This is a genomic window from Longimycelium tulufanense, assembly GCF_014645795.1.
GTDB lineage: Bacteria > Actinomycetota > Actinomycetes > Mycobacteriales > Pseudonocardiaceae > Longimycelium > Longimycelium tulufanense.
Window position 1 is genome coordinate 291,275 of sequence record NZ_BMMK01000002.1, and the last position, 26,206, is coordinate 317,480.

Here is a 26,206-nt window from a genome sequence, read left to right on the forward strand (position 1 = left end):
CCCCCCCCCGACCGGTGTCCGTCATGGCCCGGTCCGGGCCGCGCGTCCCGACACCGACGTCGCCACTCGGCCGGGTCCTGCCGTGAGCCAGGTCACGTTCCGCCTTGCCGGCCCCGCTCTGCCCCGCCCCAGGTGCTCGTGGCCCACGCCGTGTCCTGTCACGAGGCAGTGTGTTCGGCCGGTCCCGCACGGAATAGTCCTGCCGAGGAGCGGGTTTCTACCAGGGCGGGCGTGGCGGCGCCCGCGCGGTCGTGAATGTGCCTGAGCGGGCCGGACGAACCGACGGACAGTTCATCGAGCGGCAGGATGGGGAACGTGCGGCATTTCGACCTGGTGATCATCGGCACCGGCTCCGGCAACTCGATCCTCGATCCCCGTTTCGACGGCTGGGACGTCGCGATCGTGGAGAAGGGCGTCTTCGGGGGCACCTGCCTGAACGTGGGATGCATCCCGACCAAGATGTTCGTGCACACCGCGGACGTGGCACGGACCCCGGCCGTGGGGGCGCGGCTCGGGGTGGACGCGGAGTTGCGCGGGGTGCGCTGGCCCGAGGTGCGTGACCGGATCTTCGGCCGGATCGACCCGATCGCCGAGGGCGGGAAGCGGTACCGGGCCGAGGATTGCGCCAACGTGACCGTCTACACCGGACAGGCCCGGTTCGTCGGCCCGAAGCGGCTGGACACCGGCACCGGCGAGGTCATCACCGCCGACCGGTTCGTGCTGGCCGCCGGGAGCCGGCCGATCGAGCCGGATGTCGAGGGCATCGCGGAGGTCGGCTACTACACCAACGAGGACGTCATGCGGCTGGAGACGTTGCCGCGGCGCATGGTGATCCTCGGCAGCGGGTTCGTGGCGACGGAGTTCGCGCACGTGTTCAGCTCGTTCGGGGTGGACGTCACGGTTGTCGCGCGGTCCGGTGCGTTGCTGCGGGCCGAGGACGCCGACGTGGCGACCCGCTTCACCGGGCTCGCCCAGCAACGGTGGGACGTGCGGTTGAACCGCAAGACATTGCGGGCCGAGCGGGACGGCGACGTGGTCCGGCTGCACGTGGAGGGGCCGCAGGGCGCGGAGGTCGTCGAGGCGGAGGTGCTGTTGGTCGCGGTGGGCCGGCAGCCGAACTCGGACCTGCTCGACGTGGCGGCCAGCGGGATCCCGACCCATCCGGACGGCCGGGTCGTCGTCGACTGTTACCAGCGGACCGAGGTGGATGGCGTCTACGCGCTCGGTGACCTCAGTTCGCCGTACCAGCTCAAGCATGTCGCCAACCATGAGGCGCGGGTGGTGCAGCACAACCTGCTGTGGCCGGATTCCCCGGTGACCACCGACCACCGGTTCGTGCCGCACGCGGTGTTCTCCTCGCCGCAGGTCGCCTCGGTGGGGTTGACCGAGCAGCAGGCCGAGGCGCGCGGCGTCCGGTACGTCACCGCGACGCAGGAGTACGCCGGCATCGCCTACGGCTGGGCGATGGAGGACACCACGGGTTTCGCCAAGCTGCTCGCGGACCCGGACAGTGGAGAGTTGCTCGGCGCGCACATCGTCGGCCCGCAGGCGCCGACCCTGATCCAGCCTTTGGTGCAGGCCATGCATTTCGGCCTGGACGCACGCTCGATGGCGCGCGGGCAGTACTGGATCCACCCGGCGATGCCGGAGCTCATCGAGAACGCGCTGCTGAACCTTCCCCTCGAGCGCTGACCGGAGATCCAGCCGTAGCCAGCCCCAACCCCAACCGCTTCGCGGTCACGGACCGAAAATGCGGTCCGCAAAGCACCTTGGATCGGAACCGCGCCCGCGACCGATGGGGCTGACCGGTAGGGCGCAGCGCAGGATCAGAGCTGTTCCGGTGAGGGCGCCGGGGCTGGCTTGCGGCCGGCGACGAACGCCACCACGAGCAGCGCCGCCGCGGAGATGACCGACACGTACCAGCCGTAGGCCAGGCTCAGCTCCACCGCCAGCAGCTTGCCGCCCAGGCCGGGGAGCCGGCCGAGAATGTCGGTCACCGAGGTGAGGTGCTCGCCCGCCTCGTGCATGCGCAGCGGGACGAGCAGCAACGCGATCATGGCGACCCCGCCCGGAAGGGCGGCCCAGGTCACCAGACCGGACCGCTGCAGGCCCAGCGCGACGATCGCCATCGCGGCCGCGACCAGCGCCGACAGTAGGGTCACCCAGCCCCAGGGCTCGGCGATGTCCAGACCGTTCGCGGCGGACTCGTAGACCTGGAACCGGTCGACCCGCTGGTCGAAGATGTCGACGTTGGGGAGCTGGAACCGGACCTCGGCGTGCAGCCACGGCAGGAGCACACCCACGAACAACACGGCACTCGTGCCGAGGACGAGCCCCGGTAGGAGTGGACGCCCGGCGGTTGGTGCCGGCGGCGCGGGGCTCTCCCCCGGGCCGTGCGGTGTCTCCACCTACCCCATCGTAGGTACCCACCGGGCGCTGGCAAGCCCACCATAGGTCGGTATTTTTGCTGGTCAGACGTGGCGGGGGCGGCTGGCCAGCACGCCGAGCACCAGCTGGAGGGCGTAGATCCCGACGATCAGCAGCAGCGAGGCCGTCCAGGAGCCGGTGTTCCCACGCAGCACGCCCACCAGGAACGGACCGGCCGCGGCGATGAGGTAGCCGAAGCTCTGCGCCATGGCGGACAGCGCCGCGGTGTCCGCGCCGGTCCGGGTGCGCAGGCTGAGCAGGGTCAGCGCCACCGGGAAGATGCCCATGGCCACGCCGATCAGCAGGGCCCACAGGCCCGGGGCGACCGTCGGCGCCACCAACAGGCCACCGAAGCCGACCAGCCCGCACAGCAGCAACGCGACGACCATGCCCGTCTGGGAGCGGGCGCGGGCCGCCAGCGGCGGTGCGAAGAAGCTGATCGGCACGCCGATCACCAGCACGATCGCGAGCAGCACGCCGGCCGTGGCGGCGTCGATGCCGGCGGTCTCCCGCAGGATCTGCGGCAGCCAGCTCATCACGGTGTAGGCCACCAGGGCCTGCAGCCCGAAGAAGCCGGTGACCACCCAGGCCAGCGGGCTGCGCAGCAGCGACCGCGGCGCCTCGTGCCGGCCGCGCCGGCCCGCACCGTCCCGGCTGTGCCCGCGGGTACCCAGCCACCAGGCCACGAGTGCGGCCGCGGCGAGCAGGGCCCACGAGCCGACGGCGGGCCGCCAGCCGCCCAGCGCGCCGTCGATCGGGGCGGTCACCGAAGCGGCGAGCGCGCCACCGCCAGCCAGGGAGGCGCTGTAGGCGCCGGTGACGACTCCGATGCGTCCGGGGAAGGATTCCTTGACCACCACCGGGATGAGCACGTTGCACAGCGCGATCGCCGAGGAGGCGACGAAGGTGCCGGCCACCAGCAGCGTCGGCCCGGCCAGCACCCGCACCAGCAGGCCCGCGGTCAACAGGGCCAGCGCCAGCGTGATCGCGCCGCGGCTGCCCAGCCGGCGGGCCGCCAGCGGGGCGATCATCGCGACCAGGCCGAAGCACAGGGTGGGCAGCGCGGTGAGCACGCTGGTCATGTCGGTGGACAGCCCGAGCACCTGCTGCACCTCCGGCAGCACGACGGCGAGGCTGGTGACGGCGGGCCGCAGGTTGGCGGCGGCAAGCACGACGCCGCTCGCGAGCAGCAGACCACCGGCGACCGTGGCGACGCGCCGCGCCGGGGGACGGCATTCGACCGCCACCGCTCCCGCGCCGGACGGGGCAGTGGCAGGGTGTTCGATCGAGCAACGGTCGTCGTGCTGCGGTTCGGCGGTCACGACGGCTAGTATGGCAAACATAGGATGTTTGGATGAAAGGATGAGACGGTGCCGTTGGCCACAACCCGGCGAGCCGGCCTCGTCGAGCAGGTGATCGACCAGATGCGGGCGCTGGTCGCGAGCGGCGAATGGCTGGTGGGGCAGCGGATCCCCCCGGAACCCGAGCTGGTCTCGGCGCTCGGGGTGGGGCGCAACACCGTGCGGGAGGCGGTGCGGGCGCTCGCCCATGCCGGACTGTTCGAGGTGCGGCAGGGCGATGGCACCTTCGTGCGGGCGACCAGCGAGCTGTCCGGCGCGGTCCACCGCCTGTGCGGCAGCGAGCTGCGCGAGGTGCTGGAGGTGCGGCGCGCGCTGGAGGTCGAGGGCGCGCGGCTGGCCGCCCTCCGCCGCACCGCGGACGACCTGCGCCGGCTGGAGAAGTCGCTGGCCGAGCGGGACGCCGCGGTGGCGGCCGGGGACAGCGAGCAGGTGGTCACCACCGACACGGCGTTCCACCTGCTGCTCGTCGAGTGCGCGCACAATCCGGTGCTCACCGAGCTCTACCGCGGCTTCACCGAGGCGGTGCGCGCCAGTGTGGCGACCACCTTCTCGCTCCAGCCCGAGCGGCAGGAGCAGGTTTCGCACACCGAGTTGCTCGACGCCGTACGCGAACGGGACCCGGAGCGGGCCGCGGCCGAGGCCGGTGGCTTCCTGGAGGAGATGCTGCACCGCCTCGGCCAGCCCGAGGTGACCGACTCCTCGGCCTGACACCTGCTCCGCCCGGGGGCGGCTCACCGAGCCGTTCCGGGCTCCGCGGCGCTCGTGGCCGGACTCCCACCGGCACGAGCGCCGCGGCCTCCCACCCGACATCACGACCCGGAAGCCTTCACACGGGCCACGGAGACCCTGGCGTGCCGAGGAAACCCCGCACACCGCCGTGCGCCCGGCACCGGAACCGAACCGCGATCGACGGCGGCCGGCGGTCAGCTCACTGGTTCGACGGCCGGCGCGCCCGGCGGCAGCACGGGAAGACCGGTGGGGGCTCCGCCGTCGAGCAGCTTCTCGATCGCGTCGGTGTCGAGGTGGCGCTGCACGAGATCACCCAGCAGATCGAGCTGGGCGGCGCGGACGGCGGCGAACGCGGTGTCGGGCGCGGCAACGAAACCGTGCCGTCCGGCGCGGTCCGCCGCCCACCCCAGGAAGGCCCGCCGGAAACGGTCGTTCTCGAACAGCCCGTGCCAGTGGGTGCCGACGACGGGACCGGCCATCGCTCCCTCGGGCTCGCCGTCGGGCAGCTCGACCAACGGTGCCAGCGCGTCGGCCCGTCGAACGACCTGGCCGTGGTGGATCTCGTACCCGGTGACGTCGTGCTCCAGGGCCGTGCCGCTCGGCCGGGCGAGTGTCTTCGTGCCGGCGAAGGAGACGTCGATGTCGAGCAGGCCGAGGCCGGGCACCTCGCCGGCCCCGGACTCCACGGTGTCGTCGACCGTCCGGCACAGCATCTGGTAGCCGCCGCAGATGCCGACCAGCGGTCGCCCTCGCCGGGCGTGGGCGCGAATGGCCTCGGCCAGCCCGGTGTCCCGCAACCACCCGAGATCCGACACCGTCGCCTTGGATCCGGGGAGCACGACCAGGTCGGCATCGGCGAGCCGGGACGGTTCGGTGGCGAACCGGACCGACACGCCGGGTTCGGTCGCCAACGCCTCCACGTCGGTGGCGTTGGAGATCCGGGGCAGGCGGACCACCGCCACCCGCAGCCACTGCTCCCCCACCGGCGGTTGGGGTCGTCCCACGATCCCGTCGGCGGTGTAGGAGAGCGAGTCCTCGGCATCCAGCCACAGCTCCTCGCGCCAAGGCAGCACGCCGTACACCTCCCGGCCGGTGAGCGCGTGCAGCTGTCGCAGGCCGGGCTCCAGCAGCAGCGGGTCGCCCCGGAACTTGTTGATCACGAAGCCGGCGACGAGTGCCTGGTCCGCCGGGTCGAGCAGGGCCAGCGTGCCGAACAGGTGGGCGAACACCCCGCCCCGGTCGATGTCCCCGACCACGAGCACGGGCAGGTTCGCCGCGCGCGCCAACCCCATGTTCGCGATGTCGTTCGCCCTGAGGTTGATCTCGGTGGGCGAGCCGGCACCCTCGCACACCACCACGTCGTGGTCGCGGCGCAGGTCCGCCAGCGTGGACAGCACCGTCGCCGCCAGCTCCGCCTTGCGTTGCCGGTAGGACAGCGCGGTCACGTCGCCGAGCGCCCTGCCGAGCACCACGACCTGCGAGCTGCGGTCACCGCCCGGTTTGAGCAGCACGGGGTTGAAGCGGACGCTGGGTTCCAGCCCGGCGGCGGCCGCCTGCACCGCCTGCGCCCGCCCGATCTCGCCGCCGTCCATCGTGACGACCGAGTTGTTGGACATGTTCTGCGCCTTGAACGGGGCCACCCGGACCCCGCGACGCGCCAGCCAGCGGCACAGCCCCGCGACCACCACGCTCTTGCCCGCGTCCGACGTCGTCCCGGCGACGAGCAATGCTCCGCCCACCGCTGATCCTCCCGTCCGCCGCCAACTCCCCGGCTGACATCATCTCCGGTCGTGCCGCATGTCCCCACCATCGTCCTGGTCCACAGCCCGTTCCTCGGTCCGACCAGCATGCGCCCGCTGGCCGCCGCCCTGCTCCGACGAGCGCGGCCCGCCGTCGTCACGGACCTGCGGGCCGGCGTGACCGAGCCACCGGTGCACCCCCGGCTGGCCAAGGTCTTCGCCGAGGCGGTGGTGACCGCGGCACCCGAGGGCGACCTGGTGCTGGTGGGGCACAGCGGGGCCGGTCCGTTGCTGCCCACGCTGGCGGCCGCGGTGGACCGCCAGATCGCCGGCCTGGTGTTGCTGGACGCGGGCCTGCCGACCCCCGGCCGCTCCTGGGCGGAGAGCGCGCCCACCGAGCTGGTCGAGCAGCTGCGCGGGCTGGCCGAGGGCGATCGGCTGCCGCCGTGGAACACCTGGTTCCAGCCGGATCCGTTGCCGGAGCTGGTCGACGACGCGGCGGTGCGCGAGCGGATCGCCGCGGAACAGCCGCGGGTGCCGGTGGCCTTCCTCGACGAGCCGCGCCCGGCGGAGCGGTGGCCCGGCCGGATGGGGTACCTCCTGCTCAGCGAGGCCGCCTATGGTCGCGAGGCACGGGCCGCCGCCGAGGCGGGCTGGCCGGTACGACGGGTCCGGGCACACCACCTCGCGGCGGCCACCGAGCCGGAGCCGGTGGCCGACGCGGTGCTGGAGCTGGTCGGCGCGCTTCTCGCGCCGCCGACCTGAGGCGGAGCGGCCCCGGGGACTCAGGGCAGGGTGAGGATCTCCACCCCGTCCTCGGTGACCAGCACGGTGTGCTCGAACTGGGCGGTGCGCTTGCGATCCTTGGTGGTGACGGTCCAGCCGTCGTCCCAGATGTCGTACTCGATCGTGCCGAGCGTGATCATCGGCTCGATCGTGAAGGTCATGCCCGGTTCCAGGACGGTGTCGACGCTGGGCTCGTCGTAGTGCAACACCACCAGTCCGCTGTGGAAGGAGCGGCCGATCCCGTGCCCGGTGAAGTCCCGGACAACGCCGTAACCGAAGCGGCGGGCGTAGGACTCGATCACCCGGCCCACCACGTTGAGCTGCCGTCCCGGCCGCACGGCGCGGATCGCCCGCATCGTGGCCTCGTGGGTTCGCTCGACCAGCAGCCGCGACTCCTCGTCCACGTCGCCGGCCAGGAAGGTGGCGTTGGTGTCGCCGTGCACGCCCCCGATGTAGGCGGTGACGTCGACGTTGACGATGTCGCCGTCCTCGATAAGGGTCGAGTCCGGGATGCCGTGGCAGATGACCTCGTTCAGCGAGGTGCAGCACGACTTGGGGAAGCCCCGGTAGCCCAGGGTGGACGGGTAGGCACCGTGGTCGCACAGGAACTCGTGCACCACCGCGTCGATCTCGTCGGTGGTGGCACCGGGCCGGACCGTCCGGCCGGCCTCCGCGAGCGCCTGCGCGGCGAGCTTTCCGGCCACCCGCATGGCCTCGATCACCTCGGGCGGCTGCACCCAGGGGTCGGTGTTCCTGGCCGGGGCCGGCTTGCCGACGTACTCGGGGTGCGCGATGGTGGCCGGGACCGGCCGGCGGGCGGACTGCCGGCCCGGCACGAGTGGTGCTCTCACGGGCATGTCCCCACCTTACGGGTAGGTTCCGCCAGCCGGTGGAAGCCACGTTCGCGCTGGCCCAGTCCCCGGTCGCACGTCACGGGCGGCGTGGCCCGCGGTCGCTCTCCACTCGTCGTCGCACGTCATTCCTTCTCCGACACGGGTGAACCTGGTCACGACCGGCGGGATGCGGTCAGCCGAGTGCCCGCAGGAACCGCTCGCTGATGTCGATGGCGGGAACCGAGCTCCCGGACTCCGCGACGAACGTGGCGAAGGCGAGATCACCGCGGAACCCGACGAACCAGCCGTGCGCCTGGCTGCCGTCGCCGAACTCGGCGGTGCCGGTCTTGCCGTGCACGCCGTCGACGCCGGTGAACCTGCTGGCCGTTCCCTCGGTCACCACGCGGCGCATCATGGCGCGCACCGCGTCGGCCACCTCCGGTGCCAGTGGCTCCGGCGCGGCGTCGGCCTTGGTTTCCATGCCGCGGATCAGGGTGGGCGTGGGCATGGTGCCGTTGGCCACCGAGGCAACGACCAGTGCCATACCGAACGGACTGGCCACCACCTTGCCCTGGCCGAAGCCGTCCACGGCGCGCATCTTGGCGTCGCTGGCCGGCGGTACCGCGCCGGTGACCGTGGTGACCCCGGGAATCTCGAAGTCCACGCCCAAGCCGAGCTGGCGGGCGGTGTTGGTCAGTGCGTCGGCCGGGAGGTCCTTGGCCAGCTGGGCGAAGGTGGTGTTGCAGGACTGCGCGAACGCCGTGTGTAGCGGGACGTTGCCGAGGGCGAAGCCGTTGATGTTGGGGACGCGGTAACCCTGGATGATCCAACTTCCCGGGCACGGCACCACGGTGTCCGCCGTGGCGGTCTTGGCCTGCAGCGCCGCGGTGGCGGTGACGATCTTGAAGGTGGAGCCGGGTGGGTAGCGTCCGGTCCACGGCAGCAGGTTTCCGTTGTCCGCGGCGCTGTTCTGCGCGACGGCGAGAATGTTCCCAGTGGACGGTTGGATGGCCACGACGACACTCTGCTGCGGCACCGTCTCCACCGCGTCCTCGGCCGCGGCCTGGACACTGCGGCTCAACGAGGTCGAGACGGCCTCCGCGGGTTGTGGCCGCACCTCGTGGAGCGTCTCCACCTCCGCGCCCGCGGCGTTGACCGACACCACGCGCCAGCCGGGCTTCCCGGTGATGTGGTCCCGCACCGTCGTCCGGATCGCCGGCAGCACACGGGAACCGAAGTTGCGGTCCGGGCCGAGCAGGCGGGTGTCGGTGGTGAACCGCACCCCCGGCAGGTCGTAGATGTCCGGCTTGACCCGCTGGTAGTCGGGTTCGCGCAGGACGGCCACGGCGTATGCCTGGCCCTCGGGCGTCCGCTGCGCCCCCTCGGTGACGGACTGTTGGCTGATCCGCTCGTCGAACTGCTGCAGCGACCGGGCGAGCGAGCCGGAGACGGCGTCGAGGTCGCCGACCTCCTTGCGGTTGAGCAGGACCGTGACGACCTTCTGCGAGCTGAGCAGCGGGGCACCGTCGCGGTCGAGGACCGGCGCCAGTTCCGGTTGCTGTTCCCGGAACGCCACGGTCTGTTGCACGGCCAGCTTGGGATGCACGACCGTGGGCAGCCAGTGCACGCGCCACTCGCGGTCCTGCTGCCGGCGCAGTTCCACGGTGTTCTGGTAGGACCAGTGCCGGCCCTCGCCGAGATCCCAGTCCAGGACGACGGTGGCCTCGGCCGAAGCCGCCTCCGGGCCGGCGGACCGCACCTGCTCGACGCGCGAGGTCAGGCCGGCCGGCCGGAGCGCCCCGCGGACCCGGTCGAGCAGGTCCCGGGCGCCAACCTCGTCATTGGTGATCTTGGCCGCGGCTTCGGTATCGCCCTTGGCAACGTGTTCGAAGAAGATCTGGACGGTGTCGCCGGGATCGTCGGTCGACCGGAAGAGCCCGCAGCCCGCCGCGGGCAGCAACAGGCCGACGACGAGCAGCCTGCCGAGTCGGTGCCGAGCCTGTCCTCCGCGCACGCAGGCAGTATGCCGCTCCCGCTGTCCCACCGTCGATTACCACGCCCAACACGCCGGAGTAATACACTCCCCCACGCGATGTCGTGGAAGGGCAATACTTTCGACCGACAGAAGCGGTCAGACGCTTTCGCAACCATGGGACTTCTTGCGACGTAAGCAATTCCGCGACGGCACGCAGAGTCGCTCGCCGACCGCCTCATCGACCGGAGTGTTCCCGGTCCGGGAGAGCGGATGCGCCGCGAGGGCCACTCCTACCTGTGGGGCAAGGTCGTCAACAACGCGGGCCGCCGGACCAGTGGCACCGTGACGGCGCCCAACCGGCACGCACTGCCGGTCGAGAACGCGACCAGGATCACCGCACATGTCCTCACGGGACAGGTACCACCTGCCGGCTACCGCACGCCCACCCTTCTCCTGGGTGGCGGCCTCCTCCAGGAGTTGCCCGGTATCCACGTCCGCATCGACGAGCACGCCGCCGGGCGCGGGGAGTGAGATCCGCGCCGCCGTCTCGAACCTCACCGGCCCACAGGGACATCCGGCTACCGCACACGGGCGAAGTCCGGTGGCGGGATCGGTTCGGCACGAGGAGCCGTCAGAAGAGCACGGTGGCGAACTGGCCGACCTGCCGGAAACCGACCCGGTGATAGGCGGCCCGGGCCGGTGCGTTGTAGGCGTTGACATAGAGGCTGGCGGTCCGGCCCAGTCCACGCACGAGCCGGTCGACCACCGCGGCCGTGCCCGCGGTGCCCAGCCCGCGACCGCGGCGTGCCGGATGCACCCACACGCCCTGGATCTGGCCGACCCGGGTGGACATGGCGCCGATCTCGGCCTTGAACACCACCTGGCCGCCCTCGAACCGGGCGAAGGCGCGGCCGGCGGCCAGCAGCTCGGCCACCCGCGCCCGGTAGCCCACGCCGCTGTCGCCCAGCCCGGGGTCGACGCCGACCTCCTCGACGAACATCGCGATCGCGGCCGGCAGGTAGCGGTCCAGCTCGTCCGGGCGCACCGGCCGGACCAGCGGGTCCGGCGGGACCAGCGGTCGGGTCTTCATCGCCAGCAGCGGCTGGTCGGCCCGTACGTCCCGGGCCGGGCCCCAGCCCGGTTCCAGCTCCTCCCACAGGCCGATCACCTGCTCGGCGGGGCCCACGAGCGAGGAGCAGCACCGGACGCGGCGCGCGGCGCGGTCGGCGAAGGCCCGCAGCGCCGAGCGCCCGCCGCGCAACGGAACCAGGTTCGCCCCGGCGAAGCACAGCCCGTCCAGCCGGCTGCCGTAGCCCCACAGCTCGCCGCCCAGCCGCCACGGGTCGACCCCGGCAACCTCCACTCGGGACGCAACCATGCAACACCCAACCGGATCGGTGGCCATGGCCGCGCCGACGTGGCGCGCGTCGCGGTCGTCGAGCAGCCGGGCGCCGGCGAGTTTGAGCACGATTCAAGCGTGCCAGACGTCACCGGAAATGTGCGCAGGGTGACCCCCGACCGGAGGCGTCCGACCGGATGGCGAGCTCAGCCGACGGTCACGACGGGTTGTCCCTCGCCCGTCTCGCCCATGGTCTCGGCCAGCCGCAGGGCCTCCTCGATCAGGGTCTCCACGATCTTGTGCTCGGGCACGGTCTTGATGACCTCACCCTTGACGAAGATCTGGCCCTTGCCGTTACCCGAAGCCACGCCCAGATCGGCCTCCCGGGCCTCACCGGGACCGTTGACCACACACCCCATCACCGCGACCCGCAACGGGACCTCCATCCCGGACAGACCCGCGGTGACCTCATCGGCCAGCTTGTAGACGTCCACCTGCGCCCGCCCGCACGACGGGCAGGACACGATCTCCAGCTTGCGCGGCCGCAGGTTCAGCGACTGCAGGATCTGCAGCCCGACCTTGACCTCCTCCACCGGCGGCGCCGAGAGCGACACCCGGATCGTGTCCCCGATCCCCTTCGACAACAGCGCACCGAACGCGACCGCGGACTTGACCGTGCCCTGGAACGCCGGCCCCGCCTCGGTCACCCCCAGATGCAGCGGGTAGTCGCACCGCTCGGCCAGCAGCTCGTAGGCCCGCACCATCACCACCGGGTCGTGGTGCTTCACCGAGATCTTGATGTCGTGGAAGTCGTGCTCGGCGAACAACGACGCTTCCCACAACGCCGACTCGACCAACGCCTCCGGGGTCGGCTTGCCGTACTTGGCCAACAGCCGCGGATCCAGCGAACCCGCGTTGACCCCGATTCGGATCGGCGTGCCGTGCTCGCGCGCGGCCTGCGCGATCTCCTTGACCTTGTCGTCGAACTTCTTGATGTTGCCCGGGTTGACCCGTACCGCCGCGCACCCGGCCTCGATGGCGGCGAACACGTACTTCGGCTGGAAGTGGATGTCGGCGATCACCGGGATCTGCGACTTGCGCGCGATCGCCGGCAACGCCTCGGCGTCATCGGCCGACGGGCAGGCCACCCGCACGATGTCGCAGCCGGCCGCGGTCAGCTCGGCGATCTGCTGCAGCGTGGCGTTCACATCCGCGGTGACCGTGGTGGTCATCGACTGCACCGAGACGGGGAACTCGCTGCCGACCCCGACCGAACCCACCATCAGCTGGCGGGTCTTGCGCCGTTCGGCCAGCACCGGCGGCGGGGTGGCGGGCATGCCCAGGTCGACGGTCATCGGTTCCTCTCCGCTGACGGGTTGCAGCATCCAGGTTACTGGGGGAGCCGGATCGGATTGACGATGTCCGCCGTGACGGTGAGCAGCATCAACCCGCCACCGAGGAGCATCAGGACGTACGTCACGGGCAGCAGCTTCGTGTAGTCGACGGGACCACCGCGCGGCAGCCCGCGCAGCCGGCGGACCGTGTCCCGCACCTTCTCGTAGAGGTTCACGGCGATGTGCCCGCCGTCCAGTGGCAACAGCGGGAGCAGGTTGAACACGCCGACGAAGATGTTGAGGTGCGCGACCAGCAGGAGGAACACCTCCCACAGGCCGCGCTCGGCCGCGTCGCCACCGATGACGGTCGCGCCGACGACGCTCACCGGCCGGTTGGGGTCGTCCTCGCCGAGGATCGCCCGCCAGACGGCGGGCACCTTCTCCGGCAGCTTCTTGACGCCCTCCCAGGTGTTGGCGAACAGGGTCCCGGTGAAGCTGAACGTGGCCGGCACCGCCTCGATCGGCCCGGACGGCGGCAGCATGCCGGCCGGGGTGATGCCGACGGCGCCCACGGTCTCCAGCTTCTGGGCGTCCCGGGAGCCCAGCGGCGGACGCTGGACCTGCGCGACGTCGATGATCAGCTTCTGTTCGGCGCCGTCCCGGCGGATGGTGAACTCCGTGGGCCCGGACTTGCCGCGGGTGATGCGGGCGACGTCGGTGAAGGTGGCGGTGCGCTGCCCGTCCACGGCCAGGATCTCGTCGTCGGGCGCCAGCCCGGCCTGCTTGGCCGGGGCCGGGTCGCCCGGCCGGCACTCCTGCTGGTTCGGGTCGACCGGCACGCACTGGGTGACCCGGCCGACCAGCGGGGCACCGTCGACGTTGGGCAGCCCGAGTGTGAGCGCCATCACGAACAGTACGGCGACGCCGATGATGAAGTGCATGATCGAGCCGGCCGACAGCACCACGACCCGCTGCCAGACCGGCTTGTTGTAGAAGGCGCGGCGCTCGTCGGCGGGCGCGACCTCCTCCAGCGCGGTCATCCCGACGATCTGCACGAAACCGCCGGCCGGGATCGCCTTGATGCCGTACTCGGTCTCTCCCTTGCGGAAGGACCACAGGCGGGGACCGAAGCCGATGAAGTAGCGGGTGGCCTTCATGCCGAACGCCTTGGCGGTCAGCAGGTGGCCGAACTCGTGCAGCGCGATCGAGATGCCGATCGCGAGCGCGAAGAGGATGACACCGAGCACGAACGTCACTGCGTGTTCCTCCCCACGCCCGCGGCCGTCCCGGCCGCCGTCACCAGTTCCCTAGCCCGTGCCCTGGCCCAGTCCTCGGCGGCGAGCACGTCGACTACCTCGGCCGGGTCGTCGTGCCAGCCGTCGGCGGCCGACAGTACCCGGGCGAGCGTGTCGACGATGTCAGGGAATTGGATGCGGCCGGCCACGAACGCCTCGACGGCCTCCTCGTTGGCCGCGTTGTAGATCGCCGGCAGGCACCCGCCGACGGTGCCGGCGTGCCGGGCCAGGGTGATGGCGGGGAACGCCTCGTCGTCGACCGGCTCGAAGGTCCAGGCCGTGGGCACGGCGAAGCTGCAGGCCGGCGCCGCCTCGGGCACCCGCTGCGGCCAGCCCAGCGCCAGCGCGATCGGCAGGCGCATGTCCGGCGGGCTGGCCTGGGCGATCGTGGAGCCGTCGGTGAAGGTGACCATGGAGTGCACGATCGACTGCGGGTGCACCACCACGTCGATGCGCTCGTAGGGCACCCCGAACAGCAGGTGCGCCTCGATCAGCTCCAGGCCCTTGTTGACCAGGGTGGCCGAGCTGATGGTGATCACCTGCCCCATGGCCCAGGTGGGGTGGTTGAGCGCCTGCTCGACGGTGACCTCGGCCAGTTCCTCGCGGCGGCGACCCCGGAACGGGCCACCGGAGGCGGTCAGGACGAGGCGGTCGACCTCGGCGGCGCGGCCGCCGCGCAGGCACTGCGCCAGCGCGGAGTGCTCGGAGTCCACCGGCACGATCTGCCCTGGCTTGGCCCGCTCGAGCACCAGCGGGCCACCCGCGACCAGCGACTCCTTGTTGGCCAGTGCCAGGGTGGCGCCGGTGCGCAGCGCCGCGAGGGTGATCGGCAGGCCACGGGAGCCCACCACCCCGTTGAGCACGACGTCGGCCGGGGTGGTCGCCACCAGCTCGGTCAGCGACTCCGGCCCGGCCAGGATGCGGGGCAGCGCGAACGCGCCCCGGGCGTAGCCGCGCCGTTGGGCCTCGGCGTACATGGCCAGCTGCAGGTCCTCGACCGCGCTGGCCCGGGCCACGGCCACCGCGGCGGCACCGAACTCGAGCGCCTGGGCGGCCAGCGTCGCCGGGTCGGCGCCGCCCGCCGCCAGGCCCACCACCCGGAACCGGTCGGGGCTGCGACGCACCACGTCCAACGCCTGCGTGCCGATCGAGCCGGTCGAGCCCAGGACCAGCACATCGCGCCGGCCGGAGGGGGACGTCTGGGGGGGTTCGAGCGGTGTGCCCGGACTACTCGCGGAAGCCATCGCCCTCATTGTCCCCGAACCGGCGTAAGGCGGGCGCGGGAGGCCGCCGATGCGGGCGCGACGGACCCCAAGATAACGCCCTGATAACGACAGGGTGGATCAAGCGTGAGGAACCCGGGGCGGGGCAACTCCATAGCGGCGGAAGATCATCCGTTGGCGCGGTCGCGCGCCGGAGGAAGGAGAACCCGGTGGGCATCATCAGCTGGATCGTGCTGGGCCTCATCGCGGGTGCCCTGGCCAAGGCCATCATGCCGGGCAAGGACCCGGGCGGGATCATCGTGACGATGCTGCTGGGCATCGTGGGCGCCTTCGTGGGTGGGTTCATCGGCAAGTGGATCTTCAACACCGACCTGGGCACGTTCTTCCAGATCCGGACCTGGATCCTGGCGGTCCTCGGCGCGATCGTCGTGCTCGCCGTCTACCGGCTGGTGACCGGCCGGAAGGTGGGTAGCGGGTCCTAGGCCGGGGCCCGACCGGCCGCGGTCGCTGCGGGCGGCGGGGAGCCGCCGCCCGCCTCACCCGCCGGACAGCCCCCGCCCGTCCCGGGGGCCGACGCCCCGCGTCCAGCCTAGTGATCAGCGAAACAGCAGGTCAAAGTGCTGTCCACAGGGTCGCGGCGTTGTCCACAGCGGACGGGAATGGACTTGACATGTGGCGTGGTGGGTCGGCGTCAGCCTGCCACCGTCAGGTCCACACGCCGGCCGACCCGACGGGCCCGCCACGTGACCACGGCCACGCCGATGAGGAGCAGCAGAGCGCTCACACCGACCATCGCCGTGGACAGAGCCACGATCTCCGGCGACACCCCGCGCTTGCTGGCCTGCCCGTACACGAAGACCGGCAGCGTGGTGGAACCCACGCCCGTGAGGTAGCTGGAGATCACGACATCGTCGAAAGACAGCAGGAACGCGAACGCACTACCCGCGGCGATCGCCGGCGCCACCAGCGGCAAGGTCACCGTGCGGAACGCGGTGAGCGGGCCGGCACCCAGGTCGGCCGCGGCCTCCTGCAAGCGGGTGTCCATCCCCGCCAGTCGACTGCGCACCACCACGACGACGAAGCTGAGGGAGAACGCCACGTGCGCGGCCAGTAACGCCCAGAAGCCCAGCGGGATTCCGGCCAGCTTCACGAAGAACGCCAGCAGGCTCACGCCCATCACGACCTCGGGCACGACGAGCGGCAGCGTGAGCACCACGGTCCACAGCCCACGCCCGCGGAACGTCCGTCGTAGGCCGAACGCGGCCAGTGTGCCCACGATCGTGCAGACCACAGCGCTGCTGAGGGCGATCCGGAGCGTCAACCCCAGCGCCGCGATGACCCGCTCGTCCTGGACCAGCTCGGCGTACCAGTGGGTGGAGAAGCCGGTGAAGCGGCTGACCGTGCGGGAGTCGTTGAAGGAGACCAGCGCCAGCCAGACGATCGGCGCGTAGAGGAAGCCGAACACCAGGCACACCGCGACGATCAACGCCCACGGGCGTCCCGTGCGTCGCCGCGCCGGACGGGTGGCGGGTTCCCGCGTTGTCACGGTTTGGCTCACAGCACGTCCTCCCCCCGGCGTCCCCGCAGCATGAGCACCACGACGACGAGCAGCAGCAACAGCACGGCCATTGCCGAGCCCAACGGCCAGTTGTTGCCGCCCCGGAACTGGTCGTCGATGACGCTGCCGAACGTCGACTGGTCCACCCCGCCCAGCAGCTTGGGTGTCACGAAGTCGCCGGCGGCGGGCACCAGGACCAACAGCGAGCCGGCGAGCACGCCCGGCCACACCCCGGGCAGCACCACCCGGAAGAACGTGGAGACCCGGCCGTGTCCGAGATCGTAGGACGCTTCCACCAGCCGGTAGTCGAACCGCTCGCACGCGACATAGAGCGGCAGCACCATGAACGGCAGGAACCCGTAGGTGAGGCCGAGGATCACGGCGCCGTCGGTGAGCAGGAAGCCACCGTCACGGTCCAGGCCCACCAGCCCCAGCAGCCGGTTGACCAGTCCTTCCCCATCCAGCAACGCTTTCCACGCGTAGATCCGGGCGAGGTAGCTGGCCCAGAACGGCACCAACACCGCGGCCAGTAACGCCGTGCGGAACCGTCCGGCGTGCCGGGCGATGAACCAGGCCAAGGGAAATCCGAGCAGTAGGCACGCCAACGCGGTGAGACCGGCGTAGGTGAGGGTGCGGCCGAAGATCGGCAGGAAAGCGGGATCCAGGGCGGTCCGGTACGCCCGGGTCGTCCAGGGCAGCACGACGCGCAGCGGCCCGGTGTCGCGGGTGGCGAAGCTGTACTCCACCACCAGGGCGAGCGGAACGAGCAGGAAGACCGCGAGCCAGAACCCCGCCGGCAACAGCAGCAGGTTGGCCGCCAGCCACCGTGGGACGCGACGTCGTGCCATCAGCCGGTCTTGACCTTGGTCCAGGCATCGGCGTACCGCGCCTCCACGTCCGGACCGAGGTCCTTGGTGAACGGCAGCTTCGCCAGCACGTCAGCCGGCGGGTACACCATCGGGTTGTCCAGCAGTTCCTTGTCGATCATGGGTTTGGCGGCGGTGTTGGCGCTGCCGTACCGGATGGTGTTGGCCAGCTCGGCGCCCACGTCGGGCCGCAGGATGTAGTCGATGAAGCGGTGCGCGTTCTCGGCGTGCGGCGCGGTGGCCGGGACGCACAGCAGGTCGACGTAGGTGAGTCCGCCTTCCTCGGGGATCACGTACTCGAGGTCCGGATTGGTGTCCTTGGCCTGGAAGGCGTCGCCGGAGTAGACCTGCGCGAGCGGAGTCTGTCCGGAGGTGAGCGGCTCGACGACGTCGGAGGTGATCTGCCCGATCTTCTTCTTCAGGTCGAGCAGGTACCGGGTGGCTTCCTCGATCTGTTGGGCATCCTTGGTGTTCGGGTCGTAGCCCAGGGCGAGCAGGCCGAGGCCCATGCCGTCGCGTGCCTCGTCGAGCACGATGCTGCGGCCCCGAGCCGCGGGCAGGTCGTAGGCGTCGAACCCGGTGACTTCCGTGCCCAGTTGGCTACGCGAGTACGCCAGGCCGGTGGTGCCCCACGCCCAGGGCACGGAGAACCGGTTGCCCGGGTCGTAGTCCGCCTCGCGGAACCGCCGCTCCAGATTCTTCAGGTTCGGCAGCAGGTCGTGGTCCAGCGGCCGGACGAGGTTGGTCCGCACGAAGCGGCGCAGGAAGTTGTCGCTGGGCACCACGAGGTCGTAGCCGGGCGCGCCGGTGGCGATCTTGGCCTCCAGCTCGTCGTTGGAGCTGAAGTTGTCGTAGGTGACGCCGATCCCGCTCTCCTTCTCAAACCCCGGGATGGTGTCCTTGGCGATGTAGTCCGTCCAGTTGAAGAAGTTGAGCCGGTTCTCGGCGACGTTGTTGCTCGCCTTGGTGTTCGTGGCGCCGCTGGCGTTGCGTGGTGGAGCCTCGGAGATGGCGCACGCCGTCGCGCCCTGGGCGGCCAGGGCGAAGAACGCCATCGACCGCAACATGCTGCGTCGCGTCAGCCGCCGGCTGTCGGTGTCCCACAGCCGCGCGATGCGCACGGTCCCGTCCTTGCGCGCCATGGCCTTCAGTGCACCTCCTCCTTGGTCCGCTCCGCCTCGGCAGGCTCGGCACCGCCCCGCGCGGGCGAGTCGAGCACCACGGTGAACTCGGGGTCCCAGGCCATGCGCACCGGTTGTCCAGGCGTTCCGGCGTCGGAGATCCGGCGCGTGTTCTGCACGAACGCCACCAGCGAGTCGCCGCCCGGAACGTCGACGACGTACTGGGTCGACATCCCCGTGTAGACGACGTCGGCCACGGTGCCGGCGAGCGAGCACCAGCCCGGTGGCGGTTGTTCCTCGCCGTCGGCGTCGTAGAGGTGCAGCTTCTCCGGCCGTACGGTCACCGACAGCTGCTGACCGTGTCGCGCTGAGTGGCCGTCGGGTAGTACCGCCCGCAGTCGTTCGACACCACCGCCGGTCAGTTCCAGCCATTCACCGTCCATATCGGACACCTTGACGTCCATGATGTTGGAGGTGCCGATGAACCCGGCGACGAAGCGGGTGGACGGCCGCTCGTAGACGTCCTCCGGGTAGCCGACCTGCTCCACCCGTCCGGCGTTCATCACAGCCACCCGGTGGGAGAGGACGAGCGCTTCCTCCTGGTCGTGGGTCACGTAGAGGAATGTCGTGCCCACCTCGCGCTGGATCTGCATCAGCTCGATCTGCATCTGCTTGCGCAGCTGGGCATCCAGCGCGCCCAGCGGCTCGTCGAGCAGCAGCAGCCGGGGGCGGGCGGCCAGCGCGCGGGCGATCGCCACCCGCTGCTGCTGGCCGCCGGAGAGCTCGGTGGGCCGCCGCTTGGCGAACCTGGCGAGTTGGACCAGCTCCAGGTGTTCGGCCACCCGGCGACGCAACTCGGCGCCACGGAGCCGCTTCCGCCGCAGGCCGTAAGCCACGTTGTCCCACACCGTCATGTGCGGGAAGAGCGCGTAGGATTGGAAAACCGTGTTGACGTCGCGACGGTAGGGCGGCACGCCCACCATGTCGACGCCGTCGAGCTCGATGCGCCCGCTGTCAGGATCGGCGAAGCCGGCGATCATCCGCAGCAACGTCGTTTTGCCGCAGCCCGAGGGCCCGAGCACCGAGAAGAACTCGCCCTCGTGCACCTGTAGGTCGATACCGTCGACCGCCACCTGGTCCGAGAAGCATTTGGTGACGCCGTAGATCCCGACTTCCACCGGCGCGTAGGTGTCGGGCGTGCGCTCCGCTACGGGGTGGAATCCCCCAGGGGGCTCATCGGTCAATCGGGGCACCTTCCGGGCACTCTGCTGCCTGGGCCGGCAGCGCGGGGTGTGCAGGGACGGGGCGGGCGTGCGAACAGGACGCGCCAATGGGCCCGCGGTGCGCCAGGGTAGACGAGGCGACGTGACGGAGGCCAACCGGCTCGGGCGAGGTCACCCGGGTCCGATGTGCAACGATGGAGGGTGAGTTCGACGGGTTCTTCGGGCACTGGAGGAAGCGTGGCCACCCAAGAGCTGGAGAAGCGGCCCACGGTGGACCCGGCGGAGGAGCCCTCCGCCGAGTGGGGCTGGCACGGGACCTTCCCGCGTGGCATTCAGATCGCCGGCTGGCTCACCGCCCTGGTGATGCTGGCGATGCTGATCGGCAACCACGAGGGCCGCACCGAGGACCTGTACCTGGTCCTGATCGCGGTGACCATGGCCGGCATGCTGGTCTGGGACATCGTGCGGCGCCGCACGTCCTGGCGCCGCTGACAACCGCTTGACGGGCGCGCCCGGGGCCTCGGCGGCTCTGGGCGCGCTCTTTTGTCTACTTGTCCACACCGGAAGTGCCGCCGGTCACACCGGTGACATCGAGTGTTTTTCGCCACACCAGCAACGCTGTACGCACCGGCCCGGCCGCAGCACGACCCGCCAGGATCTGACAGACGTGCTCGCAGGCTTCAGCGTGCGCGCACCCGCGTGACCGTTGGGGCGCCGGGCTTTCTCCGGCCCGGAATCTCCGGTCAGGACTCGGCCGCGAGCTGGCCGCAGGCGGCGGCGATCTCCTGGCCACGGGTGTCGCGGACCGTGCACGCGACACCCTGCGCCTCGACCCTGCGCACGAACTCCCGCTCGACCGGCTTGGGGCTGGCATCCCACTTGCTGCCCGGGGTGGGGTTCAGCGGGATGAGGTTCACGTGGACCAACTGTCCCAGATGCTGACGGAGCAGCTTGCCCAGCAGGTCGGCGCGCCACGGGTGGTCGTTGATGTCGCGGATGAGCGCGTACTCGATCGAGACGCGGCGCCCGGTGCGATCCGCGTAGTACCGGGCCGCTTCCAGCACCTCACTGACCTTCCACCGCGTGTTCACGGGCACGAGGGTGTCGCGCAGCTCGTCGTCGGGCGTGTGCAACGACACCGCCAGGCGCACCTGGAGGCCCTCGTCGGCGAGCCTCCGGATGGCCGGCACCAGGCCCACCGTCGAGACGGTCACCGAGCGCTGGGACAGGCCGAGCCCGTCCGGCGCCGGATCGCAGATCCGTTGCACGGCATCCAGCACGCGGCGGTAGTTCGCCAGCGGTTCACCCCTGGCAACAGACTTACAACCCAGCTCCTAGGTGTTTGCCCACCTCAGAGGCAAGTGTGACCTACCCCTCAGCGGCGAGCTGCCCGCACGCTGCGGCGATCTCCTGGCCGCGGGTGTCACGCACCGTGCACGCAACCCCCTGGGCCTCCACCCGACGTACGAACTCCCGCTCGACCGGCTTGGGGCTGGCATCCCACTTACTGCCCGGGGTCGGATTCAGCGGGATAAGGTTGACATGGACGAGCTGCCCAAGATGCTTCTTAAGCAGCTCCCCCAGCAGGTCCGCTCGCCAGCCGTGATCATTGACATCGCGAATCAATGCGTACTCGATCGAGACGCGGCGCCCGGTGCGGTCGGCGTAATACCGGGCCGCCTCCAACACCTCGCCGACCTTCCAACGCGTGTTCACGGGCACCAGCGTGTCACGCAACTCATCGTCCGGCGTGTGCAAGGACACCGCGAGACGCACCTGAAGGCCCTCGTCGGCGAGTTTCCGGATAGCCGGCACCAGACCCACCGTCGACACGGTCACCGAACGCTGCGAGATACCCAGGCCGTCCGGGGCCGGATCGCAGATGCGGTAGATCGCATCGACCACTCGCCTGAGATTGGCGAGAGGTTCCCCCATACCCATCAGGACAATGTTGGACAATCGGCCGGGGCCACCGGGCAACTCACCGTCCCGCATGGCAGCCGCACCAATGCGAACTTGTTCAACAATCTCTGCCGTCGACAAGTTGCGTTGCAGTCCGCCTTGGCCGGTGGCGCAGAACGGGCACGCCATGCCGCACCCGGCCTGGCTGGAGATGCACAGCGTCGCACGGTCCGGGTAGCACATCAGCACACTCTCAATAAGCGTGCCGTCATGTGCGCGAAGCAGCGTTTTCCGGGTCGCGCCTTCGTCGCAGGTCACCTTCCGAACGACGGTGAATAGCGGGGGCATCAGGTTGTTGACCAAGCGCTCTCGACTCGCGGCGGGGATGTCGGTCATGGTGTCCGGGTCGGCGGTGAGCCGCCCGAAGTAATGGTGCGAGAGCTGCCTGGCCCGGAACGCCTTCTCCCCCAGCTCGACAACCACCTCGCGGCGCTGTTCGGCGGAGAGGTCGGCGAGGTGGCGCGGCGGCTTGCCGCGGCGCGGAGCGTCGAACACGAGGGGAAGCGCAGTCATAGCGCCCACCAGTGTCCCATGCGGGCGGGACTGACCTCGAAGGCCAGCACGCGCGCTGACTTCGTGTGACGCCCAACACACGACGTGACGCAGAAGTTGCGGCACGCGGCAAGGCGCCGCGTCTGCTTGTGCCGACATGTCAGACCAGATCGCGTCAACCCACCTACGGGCAACCCAGTCGGGCACGCTCCAACAGCCTGCTCTGCCACTGCCAGCAACCATGGGACCTCAATCACCACAAGAAGTAGCGATCAAGCGAGGCTCAGAGGGCACATATGGTGGTCGGTCACGCATGGTCACTGAGTGTTCGCTACCCTGCGTCTGTGACCTCCACCCCCTATGACCTCATCGTTGTCGGCTCCGGGTTCTTCGGCCTGACGGTCGCCGAACGGGCAGCCACCCAACTCGACAAGCGCGTCCTCGTGCTGGAGCGCCGGGACCACATTGGGGGCAACGCCTATTCCGAGCCCGAGCCCGAGACAGGTATTGAGGTGCACAAGTATGGCGCGCACCTCTTCCACACGTCGAACCGACGGGTGTGGGAGTATGTGAACCAGTTCACAGCGTTCACTGGGTACCGGCACACTGTCTGGTCTCTGTTTCAAGGGCAGGTCTATTCGATGCCGCCCAACCTGTCAACGATGAGCGCCTTCGCGGGTCGACGTCTGACGCCGGCCGAGGCTCAGACATGGGTAACCGAACACGCGGCGGAGATCCAGGGTGAGGTCAACAATGCCGAGGACAAGGCGATCTCGCTCGTCGGCCGCCCGCTGTACGAGGCGCTGTTTCGCGGCTACACCGCGAAGCAGTGGCAGACCGACCCCAAGGAGCTGCCGGCCAATATCATTACCCGGCTGCCCGTGCGGTACAGCTTCAATAACCGATACTTCAATGACACCTGGGAGGGGCTGCCAGTCGACGGCTACACGGCGTGGCTGGAGCGGATGGCCGACCATCCCAACATCGAGGTGCGCCTCAACGTCGACTTCTTCCATGTACGGAACGAACTACCAGCAGGTGTGCCCGTGGTTTACACGGGACCGCTTGACAGGTATTTCGAGTATTCTGAGGGCTACCTCGGGTGGCGTACGCTCGATTTTGAGCGTGAGGTGCTTCCGACCGGAGACTTCCAAGGCACGTCGGTAATGAACTATGCCGACGAGGCTGTGCCGTTTACTCGAATCCATGAGTTCCGACACTTCCACCCGGAACGGGAGGACCGTTACCCGCGGGACAAGACGGTGATCGTTCGCGAGTACTCTCGGTTCGCGGACAAGGAAGACGAGCCCTACTACCCGATCAATACGGCTGAGGACCGGGCCAAGCTGGAGCGGTACCGGGAGTTGGCCCGCAAGGAGACCGCAGAGCGCCGGGTGCTGTTTGGTGGACGGCTGGGCACGTACAAGTACCTGGATATGCATATGGCGATCGGGTCAGCGTTGACGATGTTCGACAACCACATCGCGCCGTACTTCACCGAGGGCCAGCCGCTCAGCAACGGCGGCTAACACTTGGGGCCGACCTGGAGCGTCGGCCGGTAGTACCCAGGGGGGAACGTCTCCCCCACCGGGGTACCGCCAACCTCAATCCAGGCGTGCGCGCGAAACGGGTTGGTCCTCACTCCGGTGCTCCAGGTCGGCCATACTCCCCACAGCCCCCGACACAGTAGGACAGCGGCGAGCGAACGGCGGAGGCACCCCGTCGGACTTGCGCACGGGGCACTGACGGTCACCACTGCGTTCCGGGCGGCCAATGCCTGTGCCTGGGTTGCTGGCCGGGCGCGGCCCCGGAGCACGCGCAGAACTCGGCGAAGTTGTGCGGGCGTCAACCTCGTGAGTGGCTGAGCGAGCTGCACGGCGACCCGCGCTGCGAAGCGGACCCGCCAGGGCGGCCGTTCCGCGTTAACGAGGACAACGGGCTCGGTCATCAGTCCACCACCAAACCGGCGGCCCGAAGTCCAGCCACCAGTTTCTGAACATCGGTCAAGGCATCGTCCGGGCTGACGGGCTCTCTCTCCGCCAACCGGTGAGCAGACTTTTCTGCGTTGGCTCCTTCGCAGATCTGCTTCAGCACGAATGCACCGGTACGGTTCAACTGCCAGTATCGGCCGCGTCGCTCATCCAGCAGCACGGCGCCATCGTCGGTTTCAGTGACGGTGACATCGGACGCGAGTCTCACCGGGCATCAGCTCCTTGAGGTCATCGCTCGAAGCCAGAGTTCGCAGGCCACAGTGTGTTCCAGCGGAATGAGCGATCTCAGGTGGGGGTGCGGCGCGAGGATCGCTCTGCGGACGGTGGCGGCGTCGACGAGCCCATGCGCAGCCAGTAAACAGCCGTCCTCGAAAAGTTCGAGGAGATCTCGCCGGTTCCGCTCTAAGCCGATATAGATATCGGCGGTGAAGTCCCCCTTCGTGGTACGGCCCAAGAGCGAGTCGGGGACCACACCGCGCATGGCGCGCGCGAGCAACGGCTTGTAGCGCTGTGCGTTGATGCGCTCCTCCGGGCGGACGGCGAGTGCCGCCATGAGAACGGTGTCATCGAGGAATGGGGCGGCGAAGGTGAGACCATGGCAGGACGTGAGCGTCTGAACGTGTCGCACAGCCTGACCACATAGACGGGCCGCGTGCCACGTGACGTGCAGCGCTCGCGAGGGGTGCAGTGGTCCCACCTCGGATGCATGTTTCATCAGGCGTTGGGCTGCTGCTAGCGCGTTCGGGCTCGCCCATGGCGGCATCCGAATCGGGTATCCCCATGGTCCAGGGGGCACTGTTGGTGGCGGAAGCGGTTCGGTGAGGTGCGCGGCCTCGTCGGAGAGCCACTGCCCAAGCGTTCGCCGGTCAGTGAGGACTTGAACGGTGGCAGTCCAGGACCAGCGACGCAGTGCCTTCTGTGTCAGCGCTTCGCGGAGCGCCCGCAGCGGTGCGCGTTGAGCGAGGTCTACCAGGTGGGTCGGCGCGTGGCCGAAGAGTTCATCGCCACCGTGACCGGTGAGGTGCACGGTGCTGCCGTGGCCAGCGGCGACGTCAACAACGCGCCGGTACCGGCCAAGTGTCCGAACCCAGCGAAACGGGGCGTCACCAAGTACGGGTGGACCGGTAAGGGAGCTGTAGATCAGTGGCCACTCTTCGTGTCCGAACACGACGTGCTGTGCTTCGGCAAGCGACGATGATGCAAGGGACGCCCACTGCGAATCATCACTAGCCGGGTCGGCCTCACAATGGCGCAGGGTGACCAGTTCGGGCATTTCACGGGCCGCAAGAAATGCCAGGCTCGTGGAATCCATTCCGCCGGACAGGTCCGCGCTGACCGTGCCCGCCCGGCTGGTGCGGGCCGTTATTGCTGCCTCGACAGCAGATCGCACCCGCGCTGCACCTTCATCCAGTGAGAGGGATGGTTCGGGAAGAGGAATTCGCGGTTCGAGTCGGACTTCGCCACTCGTGAGCACGAGCACCGCATCGGGGGAGACATCCTGGACACCGCGCCACAGACACTGATCTGCCAGCGGGTAGGGCAGGATAGGAAAGGCGAGTTGGAGCGCCAGCCGCTCGACGTCCAGGCCCGCCCCGCTCAGGAGCGCGAGCGGAAGGGGATGACTAGCCGCGATGGTGACCCCAGCGTAGTTCGCGTACCAGAGACGACGTAGCGCTGACCGGGTGCCGCACGCTCGAAGCTCTCTGGGGCGGGCCGTGAGGATGAAGAAATCGCCGGGGATCTTGGCGATCTGCTCGACGTCGGGCCGCTCGGGGGAATCGCGAATCGAACACAGTGCCTCCCGGGGTGGGAGTTCACCGAGGAGAGCTACCCGGCTCGACCCTGCTGAGAAAAGCTCAATCTGTTCGCGGGGCCACAATCCGACCACCCATGGTTCGCCGGTGCTGTGCTCAATGAGCACACTCCCGCCAAGCGTCTGTAACCGATTCAAG

General features: G+C 69.9%; 24 protein-coding genes and 1 pseudogene. 7 read left to right on the forward strand and 18 right to left on the reverse strand.

Annotation, left to right across the window (positions count from 1 at the left end; all coding sequences use genetic code 11):
- The first annotated feature begins 315 nt into the window (after positions 1–315).
- The gene (locus IEY55_RS03610; protein ID WP_189053820.1) at positions 316–1,692 is read left to right on the forward strand and encodes a mycothione reductase; all 1,377 of its coding nucleotides are present in this window, start codon (positions 316–318) and stop codon (positions 1,690–1,692) included.
- A gap of 134 nt (positions 1,693–1,826) precedes the next feature.
- On the opposite strand, the gene IEY55_RS03615 is transcribed toward IEY55_RS03610, so the two are convergent.
- Together IEY55_RS03615 and IEY55_RS03620 are read right to left on the reverse strand one after the other, a co-directional pair.
- Positions 1,827–2,408: a hypothetical protein gene (locus IEY55_RS03615; RefSeq protein ID WP_189053822.1), complete on the reverse strand. Its 582-nt coding sequence runs from the start codon at positions 2,406–2,408 to the stop codon at positions 1,827–1,829.
- Between the two features lie 63 nt (positions 2,409–2,471).
- Complete coding sequence (locus IEY55_RS03620) at positions 2,472–3,749, reverse strand: CynX/NimT family MFS transporter (protein WP_229685957.1); 1,278 nt, start codon at positions 3,747–3,749, stop codon at positions 2,472–2,474.
- 48 nt (positions 3,750–3,797) lie between these two features.
- On the opposite strand from IEY55_RS03620, the gene IEY55_RS03625 reads away from it, so the two are divergent.
- Positions 3,798–4,496 (forward strand): FadR/GntR family transcriptional regulator, encoded by a 699-nt coding sequence (locus IEY55_RS03625; RefSeq protein ID WP_189053826.1) that lies wholly within the window; start codon positions 3,798–3,800, stop codon positions 4,494–4,496.
- A 215-nt stretch (positions 4,497–4,711) separates the two neighbouring features.
- Here IEY55_RS03625 and IEY55_RS03630 read toward each other — a convergent pair whose 3' ends face one another.
- Positions 4,712–6,256 carry a cobyric acid synthase gene (locus IEY55_RS03630; protein ID WP_189053828.1) on the reverse strand — a complete coding sequence of 515 codons (1,545 nt, stop codon included), beginning with the start codon at positions 6,254–6,256 and terminating at the stop codon, positions 4,712–4,714.
- A 51-nt stretch (positions 6,257–6,307) separates the two neighbouring features.
- Here IEY55_RS03630 and IEY55_RS03635 point away from each other — a divergent pair, with 51 nt between their 5' ends.
- Positions 6,308–7,021 (forward strand): hypothetical protein, encoded by a 714-nt coding sequence (locus IEY55_RS03635; protein WP_189053830.1) that lies wholly within the window; start codon positions 6,308–6,310, stop codon positions 7,019–7,021.
- Between the two features lie 20 nt (positions 7,022–7,041).
- Here IEY55_RS03635 and map read toward each other — a convergent pair whose 3' ends face one another.
- Entirely contained in the window at positions 7,042–7,899 is an 858-nt protein-coding gene (gene map / locus IEY55_RS03640) for a type I methionyl aminopeptidase (protein WP_189053832.1), read from the reverse strand.
- A 169-nt stretch (positions 7,900–8,068) separates the two neighbouring features.
- Complete coding sequence (locus IEY55_RS03645) at positions 8,069–9,889, reverse strand: penicillin-binding transpeptidase domain-containing protein (RefSeq protein ID WP_189053834.1); 1,821 nt, start codon at positions 9,887–9,889, stop codon at positions 8,069–8,071.
- Positions 9,890–10,120: 231 nt separating this feature from the next.
- Between IEY55_RS03645 and IEY55_RS03650 the strand changes: the two genes are divergently transcribed.
- The gene (locus tag IEY55_RS03650) at positions 10,121–10,381 is read left to right on the forward strand and encodes a hypothetical protein (RefSeq protein WP_189053836.1); all 261 of its coding nucleotides are present in this window, start codon (positions 10,121–10,123) and stop codon (positions 10,379–10,381) included.
- Between the two features lie 100 nt (positions 10,382–10,481).
- Here the strand turns inward: IEY55_RS03650 and IEY55_RS03655 are convergent, their stop codons facing one another.
- The 4 genes from IEY55_RS03655 to dxr all read right to left on the reverse strand — a co-directional run bounded on the left by IEY55_RS03655 (position 10,482) and on the right by dxr (position 15,062).
- Entirely contained in the window at positions 10,482–11,318 is an 837-nt protein-coding gene (locus tag IEY55_RS03655) for a DUF4081 domain-containing GNAT family N-acetyltransferase (RefSeq protein WP_189053838.1), read from the reverse strand.
- A gap of 77 nt (positions 11,319–11,395) precedes the next feature.
- Entirely contained in the window at positions 11,396–12,544 is a 1,149-nt protein-coding gene (gene ispG, locus IEY55_RS03660; RefSeq protein WP_189053840.1) for a flavodoxin-dependent (E)-4-hydroxy-3-methylbut-2-enyl-diphosphate synthase, read from the reverse strand.
- 35 nt (positions 12,545–12,579) lie between these two features.
- Positions 12,580–13,779: a M50 family metallopeptidase gene (locus tag IEY55_RS03665; protein WP_189053842.1), complete on the reverse strand. Its 1,200-nt coding sequence runs from the start codon at positions 13,777–13,779 to the stop codon at positions 12,580–12,582.
- Complete coding sequence (gene dxr / locus IEY55_RS03670) at positions 13,776–15,062, reverse strand: 1-deoxy-D-xylulose-5-phosphate reductoisomerase (RefSeq protein WP_189053844.1); 1,287 nt, start codon at positions 15,060–15,062, stop codon at positions 13,776–13,778. Before dxr ends, IEY55_RS03665 begins: the two co-directional genes overlap by 4 nt.
- 188 nt (positions 15,063–15,250) lie before the next feature.
- Here dxr and IEY55_RS03675 point away from each other — a divergent pair, with 188 nt between their 5' ends.
- Positions 15,251–15,523 carry a GlsB/YeaQ/YmgE family stress response membrane protein gene (locus tag IEY55_RS03675; RefSeq protein ID WP_189053846.1) on the forward strand — a complete coding sequence of 91 codons (273 nt, stop codon included), beginning with the start codon at positions 15,251–15,253 and terminating at the stop codon, positions 15,521–15,523.
- 209 nt (positions 15,524–15,732) lie between these two features.
- On the opposite strand, the gene IEY55_RS03680 is transcribed toward IEY55_RS03675, so the two are convergent.
- Genes IEY55_RS03680 through IEY55_RS03695 form a run of 4 tightly spaced genes read right to left on the reverse strand, consistent with a single transcriptional unit; the run spans position 15,733 to position 19,830 of the window.
- On the reverse strand, positions 15,733–16,599 hold the full coding sequence (locus IEY55_RS03680) for an ABC transporter permease (protein WP_229685959.1): 867 nt from the start codon (positions 16,597–16,599) through the stop codon (positions 15,733–15,735).
- Positions 16,596–17,447: an ABC transporter permease gene (locus IEY55_RS03685; RefSeq protein ID WP_189053849.1), complete on the reverse strand. Its 852-nt coding sequence runs from the start codon at positions 17,445–17,447 to the stop codon at positions 16,596–16,598. The genes IEY55_RS03680 and IEY55_RS03685 overlap by 4 nt, the downstream gene beginning before the upstream one ends.
- Positions 17,447–18,607: a polyamine ABC transporter substrate-binding protein gene (locus IEY55_RS03690; protein ID WP_189053851.1), complete on the reverse strand. Its 1,161-nt coding sequence runs from the start codon at positions 18,605–18,607 to the stop codon at positions 17,447–17,449. Before IEY55_RS03690 ends, IEY55_RS03685 begins: the two co-directional genes overlap by 1 nt.
- 5 nt (positions 18,608–18,612) lie before the next feature.
- Entirely contained in the window at positions 18,613–19,830 is a 1,218-nt protein-coding gene (locus IEY55_RS03695; RefSeq protein WP_189053853.1) for an ABC transporter ATP-binding protein, read from the reverse strand.
- 216 nt (positions 19,831–20,046) lie between these two features.
- Here IEY55_RS03695 and IEY55_RS03700 point away from each other — a divergent pair, with 216 nt between their 5' ends.
- A complete protein-coding gene (locus IEY55_RS03700) occupies positions 20,047–20,301 on the forward strand; it encodes a DUF2631 domain-containing protein (protein WP_189053855.1) in 255 nt (84 codons plus the stop codon).
- Between the two features lie 251 nt (positions 20,302–20,552).
- Here the strand turns inward: IEY55_RS03700 and IEY55_RS03705 are convergent.
- Both IEY55_RS03705 and rlmN read right to left on the reverse strand, forming a co-directional pair.
- Positions 20,553–21,116, reverse strand: a pseudogene (locus tag IEY55_RS03705) (radical SAM protein); the annotation flags it as partial.
- Positions 21,117–21,177: 61 nt separating this feature from the next.
- The gene (rlmN, locus tag IEY55_RS03710; RefSeq protein WP_189053857.1) at positions 21,178–22,284 is read right to left on the reverse strand and encodes a dual-specificity RNA methyltransferase RlmN; all 1,107 of its coding nucleotides are present in this window, start codon (positions 22,282–22,284) and stop codon (positions 21,178–21,180) included.
- Between the two features lie 323 nt (positions 22,285–22,607).
- Between rlmN and glf the strand changes: the two genes are divergently transcribed.
- Positions 22,608–23,792, forward strand: a complete 1,185-nt coding sequence (gene glf, locus IEY55_RS03715; protein WP_373289957.1) for a UDP-galactopyranose mutase — start codon at positions 22,608–22,610, stop codon at positions 23,790–23,792.
- Here the strand turns inward: glf and IEY55_RS03720 are convergent.
- From IEY55_RS03720 to IEY55_RS03730, 3 genes are read right to left on the reverse strand one after another with little or no spacing between them, the layout of a single operon-like run.
- Positions 23,789–24,211: a lasso peptide biosynthesis B2 protein gene (locus IEY55_RS03720; protein WP_189053861.1), complete on the reverse strand. Its 423-nt coding sequence runs from the start codon at positions 24,209–24,211 to the stop codon at positions 23,789–23,791. The two genes, glf and IEY55_RS03720, sit on opposite strands and share 4 nt — an antisense overlap.
- Complete coding sequence (locus IEY55_RS03725) at positions 24,211–24,462, reverse strand: lasso peptide biosynthesis PqqD family chaperone (protein WP_189053863.1); 252 nt, start codon at positions 24,460–24,462, stop codon at positions 24,211–24,213. The genes IEY55_RS03720 and IEY55_RS03725 overlap by 1 nt, the downstream gene beginning before the upstream one ends.
- A gap of 6 nt (positions 24,463–24,468) precedes the next feature.
- Positions 24,469–26,175, reverse strand: coding sequence for an asparagine synthase-related protein (locus IEY55_RS03730; protein WP_189053865.1), 1,707 nt, complete (start codon positions 26,173–26,175; stop codon positions 24,469–24,471).
- Positions 26,176–26,206: the final 31 nt, after the last annotated feature.

What these genes read in the sequence shown, in the direction of transcription:
- map (WP_189053832.1), bottom strand. Translation starts at nt 7,899, where the DNA reads ATGCCCGTGAGAGCACCACTCGTGCCGGGCCGGCAGTCCGCCCGCCGG.
- IEY55_RS03650 (WP_189053836.1), top strand. Translation starts at nt 10,121, where the DNA reads ATGCGCCGCGAGGGCCACTCCTACCTGTGGGGCAAGGTCGTCAACAAC.
- ispG (WP_189053840.1), bottom strand. Translation starts at nt 12,544, where the DNA reads ATGACCGTCGACCTGGGCATGCCCGCCACCCCGCCGCCGGTGCTGGCC.
- dxr (WP_189053844.1), bottom strand. Translation starts at nt 15,062, where the DNA reads ATGGCTTCCGCGAGTAGTCCGGGCACACCGCTCGAACCCCCCCAGACG.
- IEY55_RS03685 (WP_189053849.1), bottom strand. Translation starts at nt 17,447, where the DNA reads ATGGCACGACGTCGCGTCCCACGGTGGCTGGCGGCCAACCTGCTGCTG.
- IEY55_RS03690 (WP_189053851.1), bottom strand. Translation starts at nt 18,607, where the DNA reads ATGGCGCGCAAGGACGGGACCGTGCGCATCGCGCGGCTGTGGGACACC.
- rlmN (WP_189053857.1), bottom strand. Translation starts at nt 22,284, where the DNA reads ATGACTGCGCTTCCCCTCGTGTTCGACGCTCCGCGCCGCGGCAAGCCG.
- IEY55_RS03720 (WP_189053861.1), bottom strand. Translation starts at nt 24,211, where the DNA reads ATGACCGAGCCCGTTGTCCTCGTTAACGCGGAACGGCCGCCCTGGCGG.